15 protein-coding genes are annotated in these 18323 nt (G+C 67.3%); 9 read left to right on the top strand and 6 right to left on the bottom strand.

Annotated features, from left to right (window positions below):
* Positions 1-27 precede the first annotated feature (27 nt).
* The gene (locus AC5QAB_RS03135) at positions 28-435 is read left to right on the top strand and encodes a pilin (RefSeq protein ID WP_075076080.1); all 408 of its coding nucleotides are present in this window, start codon (positions 28-30) and stop codon (positions 433-435) included.
* A gap of 224 nt (positions 436-659) precedes the next feature.
* The gene (gene pilB, locus AC5QAB_RS03130) at positions 660-2390 is read left to right on the top strand and encodes a type IV-A pilus assembly ATPase PilB (RefSeq protein ID WP_495233151.1); all 1731 of its coding nucleotides are present in this window, start codon (positions 660-662) and stop codon (positions 2388-2390) included.
* 112 nt (positions 2391-2502) lie between these two features.
* On the opposite strand, the gene AC5QAB_RS03125 is transcribed toward pilB, so the two are convergent.
* The gene (locus tag AC5QAB_RS03125) at positions 2503-3876 is read right to left on the bottom strand and encodes a sigma-54-dependent transcriptional regulator (RefSeq protein WP_014648199.1); all 1374 of its coding nucleotides are present in this window, start codon (positions 3874-3876) and stop codon (positions 2503-2505) included.
* A 60-nt stretch (positions 3877-3936) separates the two neighbouring features.
* Entirely contained in the window at positions 3937-5550 is a 1614-nt protein-coding gene (locus tag AC5QAB_RS03120) for a sensor histidine kinase (RefSeq protein ID WP_014648198.1), read from the bottom strand.
* Positions 5551-5955: 405 nt separating this feature from the next.
* On the opposite strand from AC5QAB_RS03120, the gene sucC reads away from it, so the two are divergent.
* From sucC to AC5QAB_RS03105, 3 genes are all read left to right on the top strand, one after another.
* On the top strand, positions 5956-7125 hold the full coding sequence (sucC, locus tag AC5QAB_RS03115) for an ADP-forming succinate--CoA ligase subunit beta (RefSeq protein WP_004154430.1): 1170 nt from the start codon (positions 5956-5958) through the stop codon (positions 7123-7125).
* 20 nt (positions 7126-7145) lie between these two features.
* On the top strand, positions 7146-8021 hold the full coding sequence (gene sucD / locus AC5QAB_RS03110) for a succinate--CoA ligase subunit alpha (RefSeq protein ID WP_005410793.1): 876 nt from the start codon (positions 7146-7148) through the stop codon (positions 8019-8021).
* Positions 8022-8202: 181 nt separating this feature from the next.
* Entirely contained in the window at positions 8203-9837 is a 1635-nt protein-coding gene (locus AC5QAB_RS03105) for an NAD+ synthase (protein ID WP_126411295.1), read from the top strand.
* A 142-nt stretch (positions 9838-9979) separates the two neighbouring features.
* Here the strand turns inward: AC5QAB_RS03105 and AC5QAB_RS03100 are convergent, their stop codons facing one another.
* Together AC5QAB_RS03100 and AC5QAB_RS03095 are read right to left on the bottom strand one after the other, a co-directional pair.
* The gene (locus AC5QAB_RS03100) at positions 9980-11182 is read right to left on the bottom strand and encodes a lipase family protein (RefSeq protein ID WP_495233150.1); all 1203 of its coding nucleotides are present in this window, start codon (positions 11180-11182) and stop codon (positions 9980-9982) included.
* A 190-nt stretch (positions 11183-11372) separates the two neighbouring features.
* The gene (locus AC5QAB_RS03095) at positions 11373-12260 is read right to left on the bottom strand and encodes an outer membrane protein assembly factor BamD (RefSeq protein WP_032960726.1); all 888 of its coding nucleotides are present in this window, start codon (positions 12258-12260) and stop codon (positions 11373-11375) included.
* Between the two features lie 113 nt (positions 12261-12373).
* Between AC5QAB_RS03095 and rluD the strand changes: the two genes are divergently transcribed.
* Genes rluD through AC5QAB_RS03075 form a run of 4 tightly spaced genes read left to right on the top strand, consistent with a single transcriptional unit; the run spans position 12374 to position 15072 of the window.
* On the top strand, positions 12374-13363 hold the full coding sequence (gene rluD, locus AC5QAB_RS03090; protein ID WP_014038257.1) for a 23S rRNA pseudouridine(1911/1915/1917) synthase RluD: 990 nt from the start codon (positions 12374-12376) through the stop codon (positions 13361-13363).
* Entirely contained in the window at positions 13363-14133 is a 771-nt protein-coding gene (gene pgeF / locus AC5QAB_RS03085) for a peptidoglycan editing factor PgeF (RefSeq protein ID WP_495233149.1), read from the top strand. The genes rluD and pgeF overlap by 1 nt, the downstream gene beginning before the upstream one ends.
* A 23-nt stretch (positions 14134-14156) precedes the next feature.
* Positions 14157-14660 carry a DUF4166 domain-containing protein gene (locus tag AC5QAB_RS03080; protein ID WP_495233148.1) on the top strand — a complete coding sequence of 168 codons (504 nt, stop codon included), beginning with the start codon at positions 14157-14159 and terminating at the stop codon, positions 14658-14660.
* Positions 14635-15072: a thiol-disulfide oxidoreductase DCC family protein gene (locus tag AC5QAB_RS03075; RefSeq protein ID WP_075076084.1), complete on the top strand. Its 438-nt coding sequence runs from the start codon at positions 14635-14637 to the stop codon at positions 15070-15072. The genes AC5QAB_RS03080 and AC5QAB_RS03075 overlap by 26 nt, the downstream gene beginning before the upstream one ends.
* A 70-nt stretch (positions 15073-15142) precedes the next feature.
* On the opposite strand, the gene otsA is transcribed toward AC5QAB_RS03075, so the two are convergent.
* Both otsA and AC5QAB_RS03065 read right to left on the bottom strand, forming a co-directional pair.
* Positions 15143-16507 (bottom strand): alpha,alpha-trehalose-phosphate synthase (UDP-forming), encoded by a 1365-nt coding sequence (gene otsA / locus AC5QAB_RS03070; RefSeq protein WP_014648191.1) that lies wholly within the window; start codon positions 16505-16507, stop codon positions 15143-15145.
* The gene (locus tag AC5QAB_RS03065; protein ID WP_032960733.1) at positions 16504-18285 is read right to left on the bottom strand and encodes a glycoside hydrolase family 15 protein; all 1782 of its coding nucleotides are present in this window, start codon (positions 18283-18285) and stop codon (positions 16504-16506) included. The genes otsA and AC5QAB_RS03065 overlap by 4 nt, the downstream gene beginning before the upstream one ends.
* Between the last annotated feature and the right edge of the window lie 38 nt (positions 18286-18323).

The raw sequence follows: 18323 nt of genomic DNA, 5'->3' as shown, positions 1-18323 counted from the left end.
ATAACTCACTCATGAGCTGGGGGAGCCATGAAGCGAACTAGGGGTTTCACACTGATCGAGCTGATGATAGTAGTTGCCATCATTGCCATCCTGGCAGCTATTGCATTGCCGATGTATCAGGATTACGTGGCCAAGGCTGATTTGGCTGCAGCTTTGTCGGATATCCGGCCGGGTAAGACCACGATGGAGTCCGTTGCCCAGGACAACCAGAACGCATCTCTGGTTAACGCGGAATACATTGGGCTCAAGCCGAGTACGAGGTGTTCTGCGGTTTCAGCGGAACTGGCGGCGACGGGCGTGGGCAGTATCACGTGCACTCTCGTTGGAGGGGCGCCAGTATCGGGCAAGAACTTGGTCCTCCGTCGCGCAGCCGACGGCACTTGGACCTGCGACGGCAGCGCCTTCGAAGCGCGCTATCGCCCAACCGGCTGTTGATCACACTTCGGCCTGCCAATGGGATGTTGGCGGGCCGTTGACGGGGCTATCATCCCCGGGGGAGTCAGGATCGTGCCTGCCGGGCTGGGAGTGCCGGGCGAGGCAGTCATGCTGAAGGATTGGCGTCGTCGTCGGCCATCGGGTCGCGGCAGGTTCTGCTGCCCTGTGCGGTGCCTCTGGAAGGCGCGCCGCACTGCCTGACCCATGATGAGCCAAGGATCCATATGAACGCCGTAACCACCGCCAATCTCGTCGGCATCACCGGCCTGGCCCGTCGCCTGGTCCAGGATGGTGCGCTGGACGAGGCTTCCGCCCGCGACGCCATGGCCAAGGCCGCTGCGGCCCGCCAGCCGCTGCCGACCTGGTTCGCGCAGAACAAGGTGGTCGGGGCGGCCCAGTTGGCGGCGGCCAACGCGGTCGAGTTCGGCATGCCGCTGTTCGACGTGTCCACGTTCGACGCCAGCCAGAACGCGATGAGCCTGGTCAGCGAGGAGCTGCTGCGCAAGCACAACGTGCTGCCGCTGTTCAGGCGCGGCGGCAAGCTGTTCGTGGGCACCAGCAACCCGACCCATTCGCTGGACGAGATCAAGTTCCACACCAACCTGGTGGTGGAGCCGATCCTGGTGGATGAAGACCAGATCCGCCGCACGCTCGAGCAGTGGCATGCCAGCCATGACACGCTGGGCGACGCGCTGAGCGGTGACGACGATGGCATTGGCAACCTGGATGTGTCCGGCGGTGACGAAGACATTTCCGGAGCCGGCGACTCCGGCATCGATGCCAAGGGTGATGACACCCCGGTGGTGAAGTTCGTCAACAAGGTGCTGGTGGACGCGATCCGCAAGGGCGCCTCGGACATCCACTTCGAGCCCTATGAAGACGACTATCGCGTGCGCCTGCGCATCGATGGCCTGCTGAAGATGGTGGCGCGCGCGCCGGTGAAGCTGAACCAGCGCATCGCCGCGCGCCTGAAGGTGATGGCGCAGCTGGACATCGCCGAGAAGCGCGTGCCGCAGGACGGACGCATCAAGCTCAACCTGTCCAAGACCAAGCAGATCGACTTCCGCGTGAGCACGCTGCCGACCCTGTTCGGCGAGAAGGTGGTGCTGCGTATCCTGGACGGCAGCGCGGCCAAGCTGGGCATCGACAAGCTGGGTTACGAGCCGGACCAGCAGAAGCTGTTCCTGGACGCCATCCACAAGCCGTACGGCATGGTGCTGGTGACCGGCCCGACCGGTTCGGGCAAGACGGTGTCGCTGTATACCGCGCTGGGCATCCTCAACGACGAGACGCGCAACATCTCCACCGCCGAAGACCCGGTGGAAATCCGTCTGCCCGGCGTCAACCAGGTGCAGCAGAACAACAAGCGCGGCATGACCTTCGCCGCGGCACTGCGCTCGTTCCTGCGACAGGATCCGGACATCATCATGGTCGGCGAAATCCGCGACCTGGAGACGGCCGAGATCGCGATCAAGGCGGCGCAGACCGGCCACATGGTGCTGTCCACGCTGCACACCAACGATGCACCGCAGACCATCGCGCGCCTGATGAACATGGGCATCGCGCCGTACAACATCACCAGCTCGGTGACCCTGGTGATCGCCCAGCGCCTGGCGCGCCGGTTGTGCAACACCTGCAAGCGCCCGGCCAACCTGCCAGAGCACGCGCTGCTGGCTGAAGGCTTTACCCAGGCGCAGCTGGATGCGGGTATCGAGCTGTACGAGGCGGTCGGCTGTGACGAGTGCACCGAGGGGTACAAGGGCCGCACCGGTATCTACCAGGTGATGCCGATGACCGACGAGATCGCCACGATCGTGCTGGCCGGTGGCAATGCGTTGCAGATTGCCGAGGCCGCACAGCAGATCGGGGTGAACGATCTGCGCCAGTCGGCGTTGAAGAAGGCGGCGGCGGGTGTCACCAGCCTGGCCGAGATCAACCGCGTTACCAAGGATTGAGGTAGAGCCGAGCCTATGCTCGGCTGATGGTTCGAAGAGCAGCCGAGCGTGGGCTCGGCTCTACAGTAGATCTGCGTCGTGCGTGGATGGGGTGGCCCGCGTCGGGCCCTCCTTACTCCATCCCCAGCTTCTTCAGCTTGTAGCGCAGCGCGCGGAAGGTGATGCCCAGCTGCGCGGCGGTGCGGGTCTTGTTCCAGCGGTTCTCTTCCAGCGCGCGCTGGATGGCGCTGCGCTCGAGCTGTTCGATGTACGAGGGCAGGGCGGCGCTGCCGGGCTGCAGGTCCACCACGGCCTCGGCGTGTGCTGCGCTGCCGGGCGTGCGCGGGGCATGCTGCGGCAGGCGCAGGTCGTCGGCGCCGATGCGGTCTTCTTCGGCCAGGGCCAGCGCGCGTTCCAGGATGTTCTCCAATTCGCGCACGTTGCCAGGGAAGGCGTACTGGGCCAGTGCGTCCAGCGCCGACGGCGCCAGCAACGGCGTCGGGCGGCCATGGCTGCGGGCCAGCCGTGCCAGTACCGATGCGGCCAGTTCCGGCAGGTCCTGGCGACGCTCGCGCAGCGGCGGCACCCTCAGTTCGATCACGTTGATGCGGTAGTAGAGGTCGTGGCGGAAGCGCCCGTCCTCGACCAGCTCGGCCAGGTCCTTGTGGGTGGCCGAGAGGATGCGCACGTCCACCGGCTCCTCGGTAGCCGCGCCCACCGCGCGCACTGATTTTTCCTGGATCGCGCGCAGCAGCTTCACCTGCATCTGCAGCGGCAGCTCGGCCACTTCGTCGAGGAACAGGGTGCCGCCATGCGCGGCCTGGAACAGCCCGGGCTTGTCGGCGTGGGCGCCGCTGAAGCTGCCCTTGCGGTGGCCGAAGAATTCGCTTTCCATCAGCTCGCCGGGAATGGCGCCACAGTTGACCGGCACGAACGGGCCGGCCGCGCGGGCGCCCTGGGCGTGGATGGTGCGTGCGACCAGCTCCTTGCCCACGCCGGATTCGCCGAGGATGTAGACCGGCGCCTGGCTGCGCGCGACCTTGCCGATGGTGGTGCGCAGCACGTCCATGGCCGGCGAATCGCCGAGCAGGCGTGCGCCCTGTTCGGCGGCGGGCCCGGGCGCGGGGCGCTCGGTGTTGTTCAGTTCCAGCGCGTGCTTGACCAGGCCGCGCAGCACGGCGATATCCACCGGCTTGCTGACGAAGTCGAAGGCGCCGGCCTTCAGCGCTTCCACGGCCAGGTCCATGCTGCCGAAGGCGGTGATCATCGCCACTGGCGTGCGCGGGTAGTGCTGCGCGATCTCGCTGACCAGCTCGATGCCATTGCCGTCCGGCAGGCGCATGTCGGTGATGCACAGGTCGTACGGATTGCTGGCCAGCAGTTCGCGCGCTTCTGCAAGGTTGGCTGCCGTACTGATGCGCAGCCCCATGCGGCCGAGCGTCAGTACCAGCAGTTCGCGGATGTCGCGTTCGTCGTCGACGACGAGGGCGCTGCGGGTTTCGTTCATGGGCGTGAAAGATAAACGAGGGGGCTGGAAGCGACAAATGTTTGACGCACAGAATCGAGATCAGGTGGGCAACAGCGTATGCGGGCCGGGCAGCACCAGGCGGAAGCAGGAGCCTCCAGCGGGAACCGGGATGTAGTCCAGCCGCGCCTGGTTGGCCCGGCACAGCTCGCGGGCGATATACAGGCCCAGCCCGGTGCCATGCTCGGACGTGGTGAAGAACGGCCGGAACAACTGTGCGGCCACACTCTCGGGAATACCGGGGCCACGGTCCATCACGTCGATGACCGCACTGCGCTCGTGCTGCGCCACGCGCAGGCGCACCCGCGCCGGCTGCTGGCCGATGCGCCCGTACTTGAGCGCGTTGTGCACCAGCACGGTCAGCACCTGGTAGAGGTGCTTGGTGTCGACCTGGGCCAGCACCGAGGTGTCGTTGATGATCGGCTCGATGCTGTCGGTCTCCAGCGTCTGGCCCTGCTTGTACTCCAGCACGAAGCGGCGCACGAAGGCGGCCAGGTCGACGTTCTCCGGCGTGGCGCGCTCGCGCCGGGCCAGGCCCAGCACGCTTTCGACGATGCCGTTGGTGCGCTGGCACTGCTGGCGGATGATCTGCAGCAGGCGGCGGTCGCTTTCGTTGAAGCCGGTGCCTTCTTCCAGCAGCTGCACCGCGTAGTTGATCGCGGCCAATGGGTTGCGGATCTCGTGGGCGAGGCTGGCCGAGAAGCGGCCCATCGCCGACAGGGTGAGCGATTCGGCGCGGCGCGAGACCACGCTGGAGTCGTCCAGGAACACCAGGGCCAGGTCGCTGCCGGCCAGCAGGCGGGCAAAGCGCGGCTGCACTTCGGGCTGGTCGGGGTTGAGCTGCAGCGGTAGTTCGTCCTGCGCCCAGCCATTGCGCCAGCGCTGCAGGCGACGGGCGAGTTCCGGGGCGGCGCTGGCCAGGTCCAGGCGGCCGCTTTCGCCGCTGCCATCACTGTCACCGAGCAGCATCGAGGCGGCCTCGTTGGCCAGGGTGACGCGGTTGTCGGCGTCGACCACCAGCACGCCGGTACGCATGCGGCGGATGATCAGCTCGTTGATCTGGAACAGGTTGGCCACTTCATCGCCGCGCTGGTTGGCCAGCTGCTGGTTGCGGCGCGCGCGGCTGCCGACCTGGTAACTGATGAAGGCCAGTGCCAGGTAGCTGGTGGCGAACATCGCCAGTTCGGCCAGGGTACGGGTGGGGTCGCCGCCTTCCAGCAGCTTCCAGGTGTACTCCACGCCGGTGGCGAGGCTGGCGGCCAGGGCCAGGCCCAGCCCCAGGCTGAGCGGCAGCAGGGTGGCGGCGGCGGCGATGTTGAACAGCAGCGACATCGAGATGCCGGCGCTGGCACCGGGCAGGGCATGCGACAACAGGGTGGCGGCGACGATATCCACCAGCACGCCGCTGACCACGATCGGGCGCAGCCAGCGTTCGTTGCGGCCGATCACCAGAGCCAGCAGGGACAGCACCAGATAGATGGCGGCGACGGTGTCGGCCAGCCGCGGGTGGTGCGCTTCGCCGACCATGGCCGACAGCGGGCTGTAGAGCAGGGCGGCGATGACCGAGGCGATCAGCACCCGGTACAGCGCGAAGAAGTACAGCTCACGCCGCGGAATCGATTCGATGCGGTCGATCAATGAAGCACTGGGTGACACGCCGGAACTCCCCTTCTGGCTGCCTGGGTCTGGAATCTGCGGCGGGCCTGCCCGGCGTCCCCTGAGGCCGGGCGGGCACGTCGCTTCGATGTGGCCTGCGGTGGAAGCAGCAGGGCAAGCCCGACTCTACACACCTTGGTCGGCCAGTATAGGGCCCCGGGCAGGGCGCCGCCGGAGCCGCCCGGATCGCGCATTTGGCCCGGGATGGATACCGGTGGCCAGTGGGCCGCCGGGCGCAACTGCCTGAATGACGGCGGAAATCTGGCCGGGTCTGGCGTTTTGTACAGACTTCTTTGCGCCCCGGCGCCGGCTCGGCCACAATAGTGGGCCCGCCGCGGTCCATGCCGGCGCCCCGCCGGGGCCCTGAGGAATTGCGTGCGGTCGTTCCTATTCCCACGGTGACGCATGAATTTCCACGAATACCAGTCAAAACAACTGCTTGCCGAGTACGGCATCCCGGTCCCGGCCGGCAAGGTCGCTGCGACCCCGGACGAAGCGGTTGCCGCTGCCAACTCCCTGGGCCAGGGCCCCTGGATGGTCAAGGCGCAGATCCACGCTGGCGGCCGCGGCAAGGCTGGCGGCGTCAAGTTCTGCAAGACCACCGACGACGTGAAGGCCGCTGCGGCCAAGATGCTCGGCACCAAGATGGCCACCTACCAGACCGCAGGCGTTGAACTGCCGGTCAACCTGGTGCTGGTGACCACCGCCGGCGAGATCGTCAAGGAACTGTACCTGTCGGTGCTGGTCGACCGTGGCACCAAGACCATCACCTACATCGCCTCTTCGGAAGGCGGCGTGGAAATCGAGCAGGTCGCTGCTGAAACCCCGGAGCTGATCCACTCGCTGAACGTCGACTTCGTCGAAGGCGTGCAGGGTTACCACGGCCGTGATTTCGGCTTCAAGCTGGGCCTGACCGCCAAGCAGGCCGGCCAGTTCGCCAGCATCATGGTGAACCTGTACCGCCTGTTCAACGAAAAGGACCTGGCCCTGGTTGAAATCAACCCGCTGGCCATCCTGGACGACGGCAACCTGTACGCGCTGGACGGCAAGTTCGACAGCGACGACAACGCCGCGTTCCGCCAGAAGGCCCTGGTCGCCATGCGCGACAAGACCCAGGAAGATCCGACCGAAGTGATCGCTTCGGAGCTGGACATCAACTACGTCACCATGGACGGCAACATCGGCTGCATGGTGAACGGCGCCGGCCTGGCCATGGCCACCATGGACGTCATCAAGCTCAACGGCGGCGAGCCGGCGAACTTCCTGGACGTGGGCGGCGGTGCCAACAAGCAGCGCGTCATCGAAGCGTTCAAGCTGATCCTGTCCTCGGACAAGGTCGAAGGCATCTTCGTCAACATCTTCGGCGGCATCGTCCGCTGCGACATGATTGCCGAAGGCATCATCGCCGCCGTGAAGGAAGTGGGCGTCAAGGTTCCGGTCGTGGTGCGCCTGGAAGGCACCAACGTGGAAGAAGGCAAGCAGCTGCTGCGCGACAGCGGCATGGCCATCATCCCGGCTGACAACATCAACGATGGCGCCAAGAAGATCGTTGAAGCTGTCAAGAACGCTGCCTGATTCGACACCAAGGAATTCCCATGTCTGTTTTGATTAACAAGAACACCAAGGTGATCGTGCAGGGCTTCACCGGCCAGCAGGGCACCTTCCACGCCACTCAGATGATCGAGTACGGCACCCAGGTTGTTGGCGGCGTGACCCCGGGCAAGGGTGGCACCACCCACATCGATCTGCCGGTCTTCAACACCGTTGCCGATGCCGTGCAGAGCACCGGCGCCAACGCTTCGGTCATCTACGTGCCGCCGCCGTACGCGGCCGACGCGATCCTGGAAGCCGCAGCTGCCGGCATCAAGGTCATCGTCTGCATCACCGAAGGCATCCCGGTGCTGGACATGCTGCGCGTCAAGAACGTGCTGACCCGTTCGCATCCGGACACCGTGCTGATCGGGCCGAACTGCCCGGGCGTCATCACCCCGGGTGAGTGCAAGATCGGCATCATGCCGGGCCACATCCACCAGCCGGGCAAGATCGGCATCGTGTCGCGTTCGGGCACCCTGACCTATGAAGCGGTCAAGCAGACCACCGAAGTCGGCCTGGGCCAGTCCACCTGCATCGGCATCGGTGGTGACCCGATCAACGGTCTGAACTTCGTCGACTGCCTGAAGCTGTTCAACGAAGACCCGCAGACCGAAGGCATCATCATGGTTGGCGAGATCGGCGGTGACGCTGAAGAAGCCGGCGCCGAGTACATCAAGAACCACGTGAAGAAGCCGGTCGTCGGTTTCATCGCCGGTGCGTCGGCTCCGGCCGGCAAGCGCATGGGCCACGCGGGCGCGATCGCCTCGGGCGGCAAGGGCACCGCGGAAGGCAAGTTCGCCGCCATGGAAGCTGCCGGTGTTGTCACCGTCCGCTCGCCGGGCGACCTGGGCGCTGCCATCGCCAAGCTGGTGAAATAAGATCGACTGCCTCCGGCAGACGATGCTGTAGAGCCGGCCGCTGGCCGGCTGCTTGAACACAGAAAGGCCGCCTCCGGGCGGCCTTTCTGCGTCTGGTGTGGGGCCAGATCCCTTTTGCTGCGCAAAACGGATCTGACCCCGGCGTTACAATGGCGGCATTGCAACCACAGGCTGGAATCCCATGGCTTCGATCCGCATCGCGATGGCGCAGTTCGACTTCCCGGTCGGCGATGTCGCCGGCAACACCGAGCGCATCATCGAGATGATCGGCCAGGCGCGCGACGAGTACGGCGCCGAGCTGGTGATGTTCCCCGAGCTGGCGGTGAGCGGCTACCCGCCGGAAGACCTGCTGCTGCGCCCGGGCTTCCTGTACGAGTGCGAGCAGGCGATGGCCAGCATCGCTGCCGCCTGCCGCGGCATCACCGCCGTGGTCGGCTGGCCGCAGGCGGCTGGCGCGGTGGTCTACAACGCCGCCAGCGTGCTGCGTGACGGCCTGGTCGAGCAGACCTACCGCAAGCGTGAGCTGCCCAACTACGCCGTGTTCGACGAGCGCCGCTACTTCGATGTCGATCCGGATGGCGGCAGCTGTGTGTTCGAGGTCAATGGCATTCCGGTCGGCCTGCTGATCTGCGAGGACCTGTGGTTTGCCGAGCCGCTGGCCGACACCATGCGCGCCGGTGCGCAGCTGGTGGTGGTGCCGAATGCTTCGCCGTACGAGCGTGGCAAGCATGCCCAGCGCGACGCCGTGCTGGCTGCACGTACCCGCGAGAGCGGGGCGGCCATCGCTTACCTCAACGTGGTTGGTGGCCAGGACGCGCTGGTGTTCGACGGCGCCTCGGTGGTGGCCGACGGTGATGGCACGGTGCACCCGGCTGCTGCTGCCTTCGTCGACCAGTGGCTGGTGGTGGAGTACGACGGCGCCAGCCGCCGCTTCATGCCGCACGTGTGGATGGACGACGGCGACGAGAGCATGGACGCGCTGGCCTGGCGCGCGGTGACCCGTGGCATCCAGGACTACTGCCGCAAGAACGGCTTCAAGAAAGTGTGGCTGGGCCTGTCCGGCGGCATCGACTCGGCGATCGTGCTGGCCATGGCGGTGGACGCGATGGGCGCGGAGAACGTAACCGCCGTGCGCCTGCCGTCGCGCTACACCGCGGGCCTGTCCAACGACCTGGCGGCCGAGCAGTGCCAGGCGCTGGGCGTGAAGCTGGAGGCGGTGTCGATCGAGCCGGCGTTCAAGGGCCTGATGGAAGCGTTGGCGCCGATGTTCGAGGGCACCGCGCCGGACGTGACCGAAGAGAACCTGCAGTCGCGCAGCCGCGGGGTGATCCTGATGGCGCTGGCCAACAAGTTCGGCGGCTTGCTGCTGACCACCGGCAACAAGAGCGAGTACGCGGTCGGCTACGCCACCATCTACGGCGACATGTGCGGTGGCTATGCGCCGCTGAAGGACCTGTACAAGACCGAAGTGTTCGGCCTGTCCAAGTGGCGCAATACCGTGGGCGGCGCACCGGTGATCCCGCCGGCGGTGATCAGCCGCCCGCCGTCGGCCGAGCTGCGCGAGAACCAGCTGGACCAGGATTCGTTGCCGGCCTATGACGTGCTGGACGGCATCCTGTACCGCTACATCGACCAGGAACAGTCGCGCACGGAGATCGTGGCCGCCGGTTACGATGCGGCCGTGGTTGACCGCGTGCTGCGCCTGGTGCGCATCAGCGAGTGGAAGCGGCACCAGGCCGCGCCGGGGCCGAAGGTCTCGCGCCGGGCGTTCGGCCGCGAGCGTCGTTACCCGATCAGCAACGGCTACAAGGGCTGAGGCAGCGGTTGGCAGGTGATGCCGGCCGCTGGCCGGCAACGCCCTATAGCGCGTATCCACGCATGGCGTGGATCTACTGCATTCGGTAGTGCCGGCCGCTGGCCGGCAACTTCCTGGATCGCGTATCCGGCATGGCGTGAATCTACCGGGCTTCGTCGAGCCGTTGTTCGAGGCCTGCGATCTCCGCAGCGTCGTTGAAGTGGTCGTCCTCCAGCCGCGCACGCACGAACGCCAGGGCATCCGCCGCCGCCGCATCCAGCGTGCCGCGATGATCGACCGGGTAGCGCCGGAACGCGACCGGCTCACCTCGCACGGCCAGGCTTGCGGCGTACAGCAGGGTGGTCAGATAGGGCACGTCGCGGTCCTCGCTGCCATGGGCCAGCATCAGCGGCTGGCTGAAGCCGCGGCGCGGTACGCCCAGGTAGTCATGCAGCACCGTCCAGATGCCCGGCACGCGGGTCAGCGGTGCAGTGAACATGCTGCCGGTATCCATGCCGTCCAGCGTGGTGGCCAGATCACCCAGGCACTGCTCGCGTGCCAGAGCAATGCGGGCGCGCCCGGCCTCGCTCAGCACGCCGTCGACCTGCGGCGCAACCTGCAGCAGGCCGTCGAGCAGGTACGCGTGATATGCGTTGAGCGCGCCGGGATTGGCGGTGCGGTTGTCGGGCTTCATCACCAGCGCGGTCAGTTCGACTGCGGTGGGCGTTCCGGCGGTGAAACTGCCGCGGTACTGCAGTGAGGGCCCGCCATGGGACGCCGCCAGGTGGCCGGCGACCAGCGCGGCCGCGCCCCCCTGCGAATAGCCTACCGAGACCCAGCGCGGCGACAACGCTGCGGTGCCCAGGTACTGCCGGCTGGCCTTGACCATGTCGATGGCGTTGCGCGCCGCGGTACGCACGTGCAGGTAGGCATGATTGCCTGGGCTGCCCAGGCCCTGGTAGTCGGCGGCTGCGACGGCATAGCCCTGGGCCAGGAACACGTCCAGGAAGCGCCCGTCGCGTTCGGCATGGGTGGGGCCGGAGGCCGACGGCGCACAGCGATCCGCGATGCCCTGGGTGCCATGTGCCCAGGACACCACCGGCCACCCGCCCGCAGGCGCCGCGCCGACGGGCAGGTACAGCAGGCCAGTGCCTTCGGCCAACTGGCCGCGGTGGTCCGGGGTGCGATAGTGCAGCTTGTACGCCTGGGCGGCCCTGGACGGCACCCAGGGCGCGCGATAGGGGGCGGCAGACAGCAGATCGCCCGGTGCGTCCCGCGCGGCGGCCGCGGGCGCCAGGGTCAGCGCCAGCAGGGCGCTGGCGAGAAGGCAGGACAGGAAACGGAAACTACAGGGCCGTGTCGGCATGGGGCGCTCCGTGATGGCCGGTGTGGCCGCAGCGCCGCAGTGTGGACACCCCCGCCCAGGCGGGGTGCGACCGCCGTCGCAACTGCCGGGGATTCGTAGCATTCCGAGTGTCGTGGTCGATTGGTGCACGAACCATCCACGCATGGCGTGGATCTACCGACAAAGAAAAGGCCCCTTTCGGGGCCCTCTCTTACTTCTTCTCCAGTCGCGCGTTGCGCTGGCCGGTGCTGGCGGACTTCTCGCCGGCGAACGGGTTCAGCTTGCGGATCATCCACGGGTACTTCGGCCACTTGCCTTCCAGCCACGGGTGATCCGGCTGGTTCAGCTGCAGGACGCGACGGGCGTCGTCGGCCAGGGTCTTGTTGCCCAGGTGGGTGTAGGAATCGGCCAGCACGGCCACGGCGTCGTACTGGAAGGCGCTCTGCGGGTAGGTTTCCAGCAGGTAGTTGGCGCGGCCCACGGCCGAGACCCAGGCGCCGCGGCGCATGTAGTACAGGGCGTTGTCCAGCTCGTGCTGGGCGAACACGTCACGCAGCTCCAGCATGCGCTGGCGCGCATCGGCGGCGTAGCGGCTGTTCGGGTAACGATCAACCACGATGTTGAAGTCCGAGTACGCCTGGTGCGGCGTGGACAGGTCGCGGCGGCTGGCATCCAGCGACCATACGCGGCGCAGGAAAACCGTACTGCGGTTGGAATTGGCCAGGCCGCGCAGGTAGTACAGGTAGGCGATGTTGCGGTGCGTCGGGTAGGTGCGGATGAAGCGGTCGATGCTGGACACCGCGTCATCGTGCTTGCCGGCCTTGTACTGGGCGTAGGCGGTTTCGATCATCGCCTGCTCGGTGTACGGGCCATACGGATACTGGGCCACCAGGCGGCGGAAGCTGGCTTCGGCGCCGCTCCAGTTGCCGCCCTGCATCAGCTTGTGGCTTTTCTCGTACAGCTGTTCGACCGGCACGCCTTCGTCGGGGCGATCACCCTTCTTGGCGCCGCGGTGGCAGCCGGTTGCGGCGATGACCAGCACCAGCAGCAGGGCGGTGAGGCGGACGGGCGCGGAGAGCATGGCGGAGCGTCGGATCATGGGGTCGAGGCGGGACGCGGCTGGAATACGAAGGGTCGATGATAGCCTAGTGTCCTGTCCAGCGACTGAAACCGGCCGCCGGGACCCCAAAATTTCAAAGAATGCCCCCTGCCATGTCTGAACAACCCTCTGAATCGGCCCGCCAGGCCATCGTCCCCGACACCGCCGCCGGCCGTCGTTTCGATGCCGTCGTGGCCGAACTGTTCCCCGAATATTCGCGTTCGCGCCTGACCGAGTGGATCAAGTCCGGTGACGTCCTGCTGGACGGCGCCCAGGTGCGCCCGCGCGATCCGCTGCGCGGCGGCGAGGTGGTGACCCTCCACGTGGTGCTGGAAACCCAGACCGACGCCCAGCCGGAGGACATCCCGCTGGACGTGCTGTTCGAGGACGAGCATGTGCTGGTGATCAACAAGCCGGTCGGCCTGGTGGTCCACCCCGGCGCCGGCAACCACAGCGGCACCCTGGTCAACGCGCTGCTGTTCCGCGACCCGTCGGTGGCGGTGCTGCCGCGCGCGGGCATCGTGCACCGCCTGGACAAGGACACCAGCGGCGTGATGGTGGTGGCCAAGACCCTGGAAGCCCAGACTGCATTGGTCGAGCAACTGGCGGCCCGTGACGTGCACCGCCAGTACCTGGCCATCGTGATGGGCGCGCTGGTGGCAGGCGGTACCGCCGATGCCCCGATCGACCGCCACCCGCGCGACCGGCTGAAGATGGCGGTGCGCGAAGACGGCAAGGAAGCGGTGACCCACTACCGCCTGCGCGAGCGCTTCCGTGCGCACACCGCGCTGGAGTGCCGCCTGGAAACCGGCCGTACCCACCAGATCCGCGTGCACATGGCACACGTGCGCCATCCGATCATCGGCGACCCGCTGTACGGCGGCGCGCTGAAGCTGCCCAAGGGTGCCAGCGACGAGCTGGTGGCCGCGCTGCGCGGCTTCAAGCGCCAGGCCTTGCACGCCGAGACCCTGGAGTTCATGCATCCGATCACCGGTGAGCCGGTGCGCAATACCGCGCCGGTGCCGGAGGACATGCTGCACCTGATGAAGGTGCTGCGCGAAGACAGCGAAGCCTTCGCCGCCCGCGAGCGGGATCGCTGGTGATGGCCGCCGCGCTGCCGTTGCTGCAGGCGGACTGGCCGGCGCCGGCAGGCGTCCATGCGCTGACCACGCGCCGGCATGGCGCGGGCATTTCGCCGGCGCCGTTCGCGCAGTTCAACCTCGGCAACCGGCACGCGGCCGATGGTGATACCCCGGCCAACGTGGAGCACAACCGCAAGCTGCTGCAGGAGGGGCTGGCACTGCCCTCGGCACCGCACTGGCTGCGCCAGGTGCACAGCAGCACCGTGCTGCGCTTCACCGCGCCACCGGTGCCCGGCACCAGCGAACCGGTGGCCGACGCCGCGGTGACTTCGGTGCCGGGCGTGGTGCTGGCGATCCTGACCGCCGACTGCCTGCCGGTGGTGTTTGCCGCGGCCGATGGCAGCGAGGTGGGTGCGGCCCATGCCGGCTGGCGTGGGCTGGCTGACGGCATGCTGGAGGCCACGGTGGCCGCCCTGCAGACGCCGCCGGCGCAGCTGCGGGCTTGGCTGGGCCCGGCGGCCGGGCCGGCCGACTACGAGATCGGCGAAGAGGTCTATCACGCCTTCGTCGGCCATGATCCGGCCGCCGAAGCGGCGTTCGTGGCGACCCGGCCGGGCCACTGGAAGGTGGACCTGTTCGCGCTGGCGCGGCAGCGGTTGCAGGCGGCGGGGATGGACCCGGCGCAGGTGTATGGCGGCACGGTGTCGACCATGGCCGATCCTGACCTGTATTCGCACCGGCGCGACCGTCGTACCGGGCGCATGGCGACCCTGGCCTGGATCGCGCCCTGACCACGCCGCTGTTCGCGCGCGTGATGGGGCCGGCCTTCGCCACCCTGGCAGCGCCGGTGCAGGCGCTGCATGCCGCGTCGTTGCCCTGCCGCTACGTGGGGCAGGCGCGCATCGTGCGAGGGCGGCACTGGCTGGTGCCGCTGCTGGCCGCGTTGGCGCGGCTGCCGAAGGACGGCGACGCGCTGCCCACCGAAGTGGCGTTCAGTGCACGCGGGCAGGGCGAGCAGTGGGCGCGACGGTTCGACCGCTGGCCGATGGTGTCGCGGCTGTGGGCGCACGAAGGGCTTCTGCGCGAGCAGCTGGGCGCGGTGCGCTTCGAGTTCGCGTTGCAGGCCCGCGAGGGTGGTATCGACTGGTCGGTGCGGCGGGTCTGGGCGTTCGGGCTGCTGCCGCTGCCGACGCGTTGGTTCGGCGGTGTGCGCTGCCGTGAAGCCTGGCGCGGCGAGCGTTACACTTTCCGGGTTGATGTGAGGTTGCCTTGGGTGGGAGCCCTGATCCGCTATGAAGGCTGGCTCGAACCACAGTGACGGCGCCGCCGGGACTGGCAGCGCGGTGATCGTGTTCGACGGCGTGTGCGCCCTGTGCAACCGCTGGGTGCGCTTCCTGCTGCGTTTCGACCGCAAGGGGCGCTACCGTTTTGCAGCGATGCAGGGGCAGCAGGGCAGCGCGATGTTGCGCGCGCACGGGCTGGACCCGCAGGACCCGATGTCGTTCCTGCTGCTGGACGCGCAGGGCGCCTGGACCGATACCGATGCCATCCTGCGTGTACTGGCCGGGCTGGACGGCGCCTGGCGCCTGACCGGCGTGCTGCGGATGGTGCCGCGCGGCTGGAGGGATGCCGCGTATCGCGCGCTGGCGCGCAACCGCTACCGCTGGTTCGGGCGGCATGATGCCTGTCATCTGCCGGCACCGGAGCAGGCTGCGCGGTTCCTGGATTGAAGAAAAAGGGGACGGAGGGGATTAAGTCGTTTGTGCACAAACGACTTAATCCCCTCCGTCCCCTTTTTCCTCAGCCTTCCAGTGCGTCCAGGTAGCTGCGCCGCCAGTGGTTGATGTCGTAGGTGCGCAGGTGCTCCATCATGGCGTGCCAGCGCTCCTTGCGCTTGCGCAGCGACATCGTCGCCGCGGTGGCGATGGCGTCGGCAACGCCATCCAGGTCGTGCGGGTTCACCAGCAGTGCTTGCTTGAGTTCATCGGCGGCGCCGGCCAGCAGCGACAGCACCAGCACGCCCGGGTCCTCCGGATCCTGCGAGGCCACGTATTCCTTGGCCACCAGGTTCATGCCATCACGCAGGGGCGTGACCAGCCCCACCGCCGCTGCACGGTAGAAACCGGTGAGGGTGGCATGGGTGAAGTTCTGGTTGACGTAGCGCAGCGGTGTCCAGTCCGGCTCGGCGTGGCCACCGTTGATGTGGCCGGCGATCTGCTCCAGCTGGCTGCGCAGCTGCCGGTACTCGGTGACATCACCGCGCGAGACGGGGGCGATCTGCAGGTAGGTCAGCGACCCGCGCTGGTCGGGATGGCGCTCAAGATACCGTTCGAAGCCGAGGAAGCGCTCGGGCAGGCCCTTGGAATAATCCAGGCGATCAACGCCGATCGCCAGTTGGCGATCACGCAGGCTCGCGCGCAGGTTCTTTACGGCGGCCTTGGTGGCGGCGGTACCGGCCTGACGCGCGATCAGCTCGGTGTCGATGCCGATCGGGAACGCCGCCGCGCGGAAACGACGCCCGCCGGGTGCTTCCAGCTCGCCGTTGGCGAGTACCCGACCGCCGCCGAACAGGCGCAGGTAGGTCTGGAAGCGATCGGCATCGCGCTGGGTCTGGAAGCCCACCAGGTCATACGCGTAGAGCGCGGAGAACAACCGCAGGTGGTCGGGCATCGCCTGCAGCAGGTCGGCCGAGGGCATCGGGATGTGCAGGAAGAAGCCGATGCGGCAGCCGATGCCACGCTCGCGCAGCAGTGCGCCAAGCGGGATCAGGTGATAGTCGTGGATCCAGACGATGTCATCCTCGCGCAGCAAGGGCGCGAGCTTGTCGGCGAACAGTGCGTTGACCTTGTGGTAGGTCTCGCGGGTGGCACGGTCGTAGTCGACCAGATCCAGGCGGAAGTGCAGCAGCGGCCACAGCGTGCGGTTGGCAAAGCCGTTGTAGTAGCCGTCCACCTCGCGCTTGCTCAGGTCCATGGTGACGTAGTCGATGTCACCGTCTTTCTGCCGGTGCAGCGTGCCGCTGCCGTCCTTTACCGTCTTGCCGCTCCAGCCGAACCACAGGCCGCCGCGTTCCTTCAGGGCGGCCAGCAGGCCGACAGCCAGGCCGCCGGCGCGGTTCTCGCCGGGTACGGCCACACGATTTGAAACCACCACCAGACGACTCACGATGCCTCCTGCCAGGACCGCGACAGGCGCATCGCGGCAGTGATCAGGCCGACGTGCGAATAGGTCTGCGGGAAATTGCCCCAGGCCTCGCCGCTGTCGAAGGCCAGATCCTCCGACAGCAGGCCCAGGTGGTTGCGCTGCTTCAGCAGCAGCTCGAACATCTCGCGCGCCTCGTCCATGCGCCCGATCGCCGCCAGCGCATCGATGTACCAGAACGTGCAGATGGTGAAGCTGGTTTCCGGCTCACCGAAGTCATCTGGCGCGACATAGCGGTACAGCGAATTGCCATGCTTGAGGTCGCGGCCGATCGCATCGACGGTGGCGATGAAGCGGGCGTCCATCGCATCGATGAAGCCGATGTCGGCCAGCAGCAGGAGCGAGGCGTCCAGGCGATGGCCGCCGAAGGTATCGGTGAAGTGGCCCAGTTCCTCATTCCAGGACTCGGCCATGATGCGCGCATGGATGGTGTCGGCGCGCTCGCGCCAGTAGTGAGCGCGGTCATCGCGCTTCAGGCGCACGGCGATCTTGCACAGGCGATCGCAGGCGGCCCAGCACATCGCGCTGGTGTAGGTGTGCACTTCGGTGCGGCCACGGAACTCCCACAGGCCAGCATCGGGCACGTCATGCAGGGCGAAGGCCTGTTCGCCCAGCGGTTCGAGGCGGGCGAAGGTGTGCGCGTCGCCGGGATCCTGCAGGCGGCGGTCGAAGAACAGCTGCGTGGAGGCCAACACCACGCTGCCGTAGACATCGTGCTGGCGCTGCACCCAGGCCAGGTTGCCGCGGCGTACCGGGCCCATGCCGCGATAACCGGACAGGCTGGGCACTTCGTCTTCGTCCAGCTTGGCTTCAAAGCCGATGCCATACAGCGGCTGCAGCGTGCCGTCGGTGGTGGCCAGGTTGAAGATGTAGCCGAGGAACTGTTCCATCGTGCGCGTTGCGCCGAGACGGTTCAGCGCCCGCACCACGAAAGCCGCGTCGCGCAGCCAGCAGTAGCGGTAGTCCCAGTTGCGCACGCTGCCGGGTGCTTCTGGAATGGAAGTGGTCATCGCCGCGATGATCGCGCCGCTGTCCTCGTACTGGCACAGCTTCAACGTGATCGCACTGCGGATGACCGCGTCCTGCCACTCCAGTGGAATGGACAGGTAGCGCACCCATTCGCGCCAGTAGTCGCGGGTGCGCTGGAAGGCTTCCTGCACGTAGCCGCTGATCGACCGGTTGAGTGACTCATCCACGCCCAGGATCAGGTGGATGGGATGGTTGAGCACGAACGGCAGGCCGTCGCGCACGAAGCGCACCGGCACATCGGTGGTCAGCCGCAGCACGTGCTCCGGCAGGATCCAGCGCACATGGTTGCTGCCCCAGGTCGACTCTGGCACGCGTGCGCCCCAGTCGGCCAGCGGGCGCGCACGCACGGTGATGCGCGGGCTGCCAGCCAGCGGACGCACCTGGCGGATCAGGCTGACCGGCCGGTAGAAGCGGTCGTTCTGCCGCCAGCGGGGGGCGAAATCCAGGATTTCCAGTTCGCCGCCGTGCGCGTCGCGGAGCACCGTGCGCAGGATCGCCGTGTTGGTGAGGTATTCCTGCTCGCTGCTGGCGAAGTCTTCCAGCTCGATGGCGAAGTCGCCACCGGTCTGCTGGTTGGGGCCCAGCAGCGCACAGAAGGTAGGGTCGCCGTCGAAGGTCGGCAGGCAGCTCCAGACAACGCGGGCACGTTTGTCGACCAGGGCGCCGAAGCTGCCGTTGCCGACCACGCCCAGATCAAGATCGGGTTGGGTCATCACGCGGTACATCTCGGTTGCGGCCGTGGGGGTTGGCC

It is taken from the genome of Stenotrophomonas sp. YJH_SMC_127 (genome assembly GCF_059372445.1).
The sequence above is the reverse complement of the archived record's forward strand: the minus strand, read 5'-3'. Positions and strand labels throughout refer to the sequence as shown.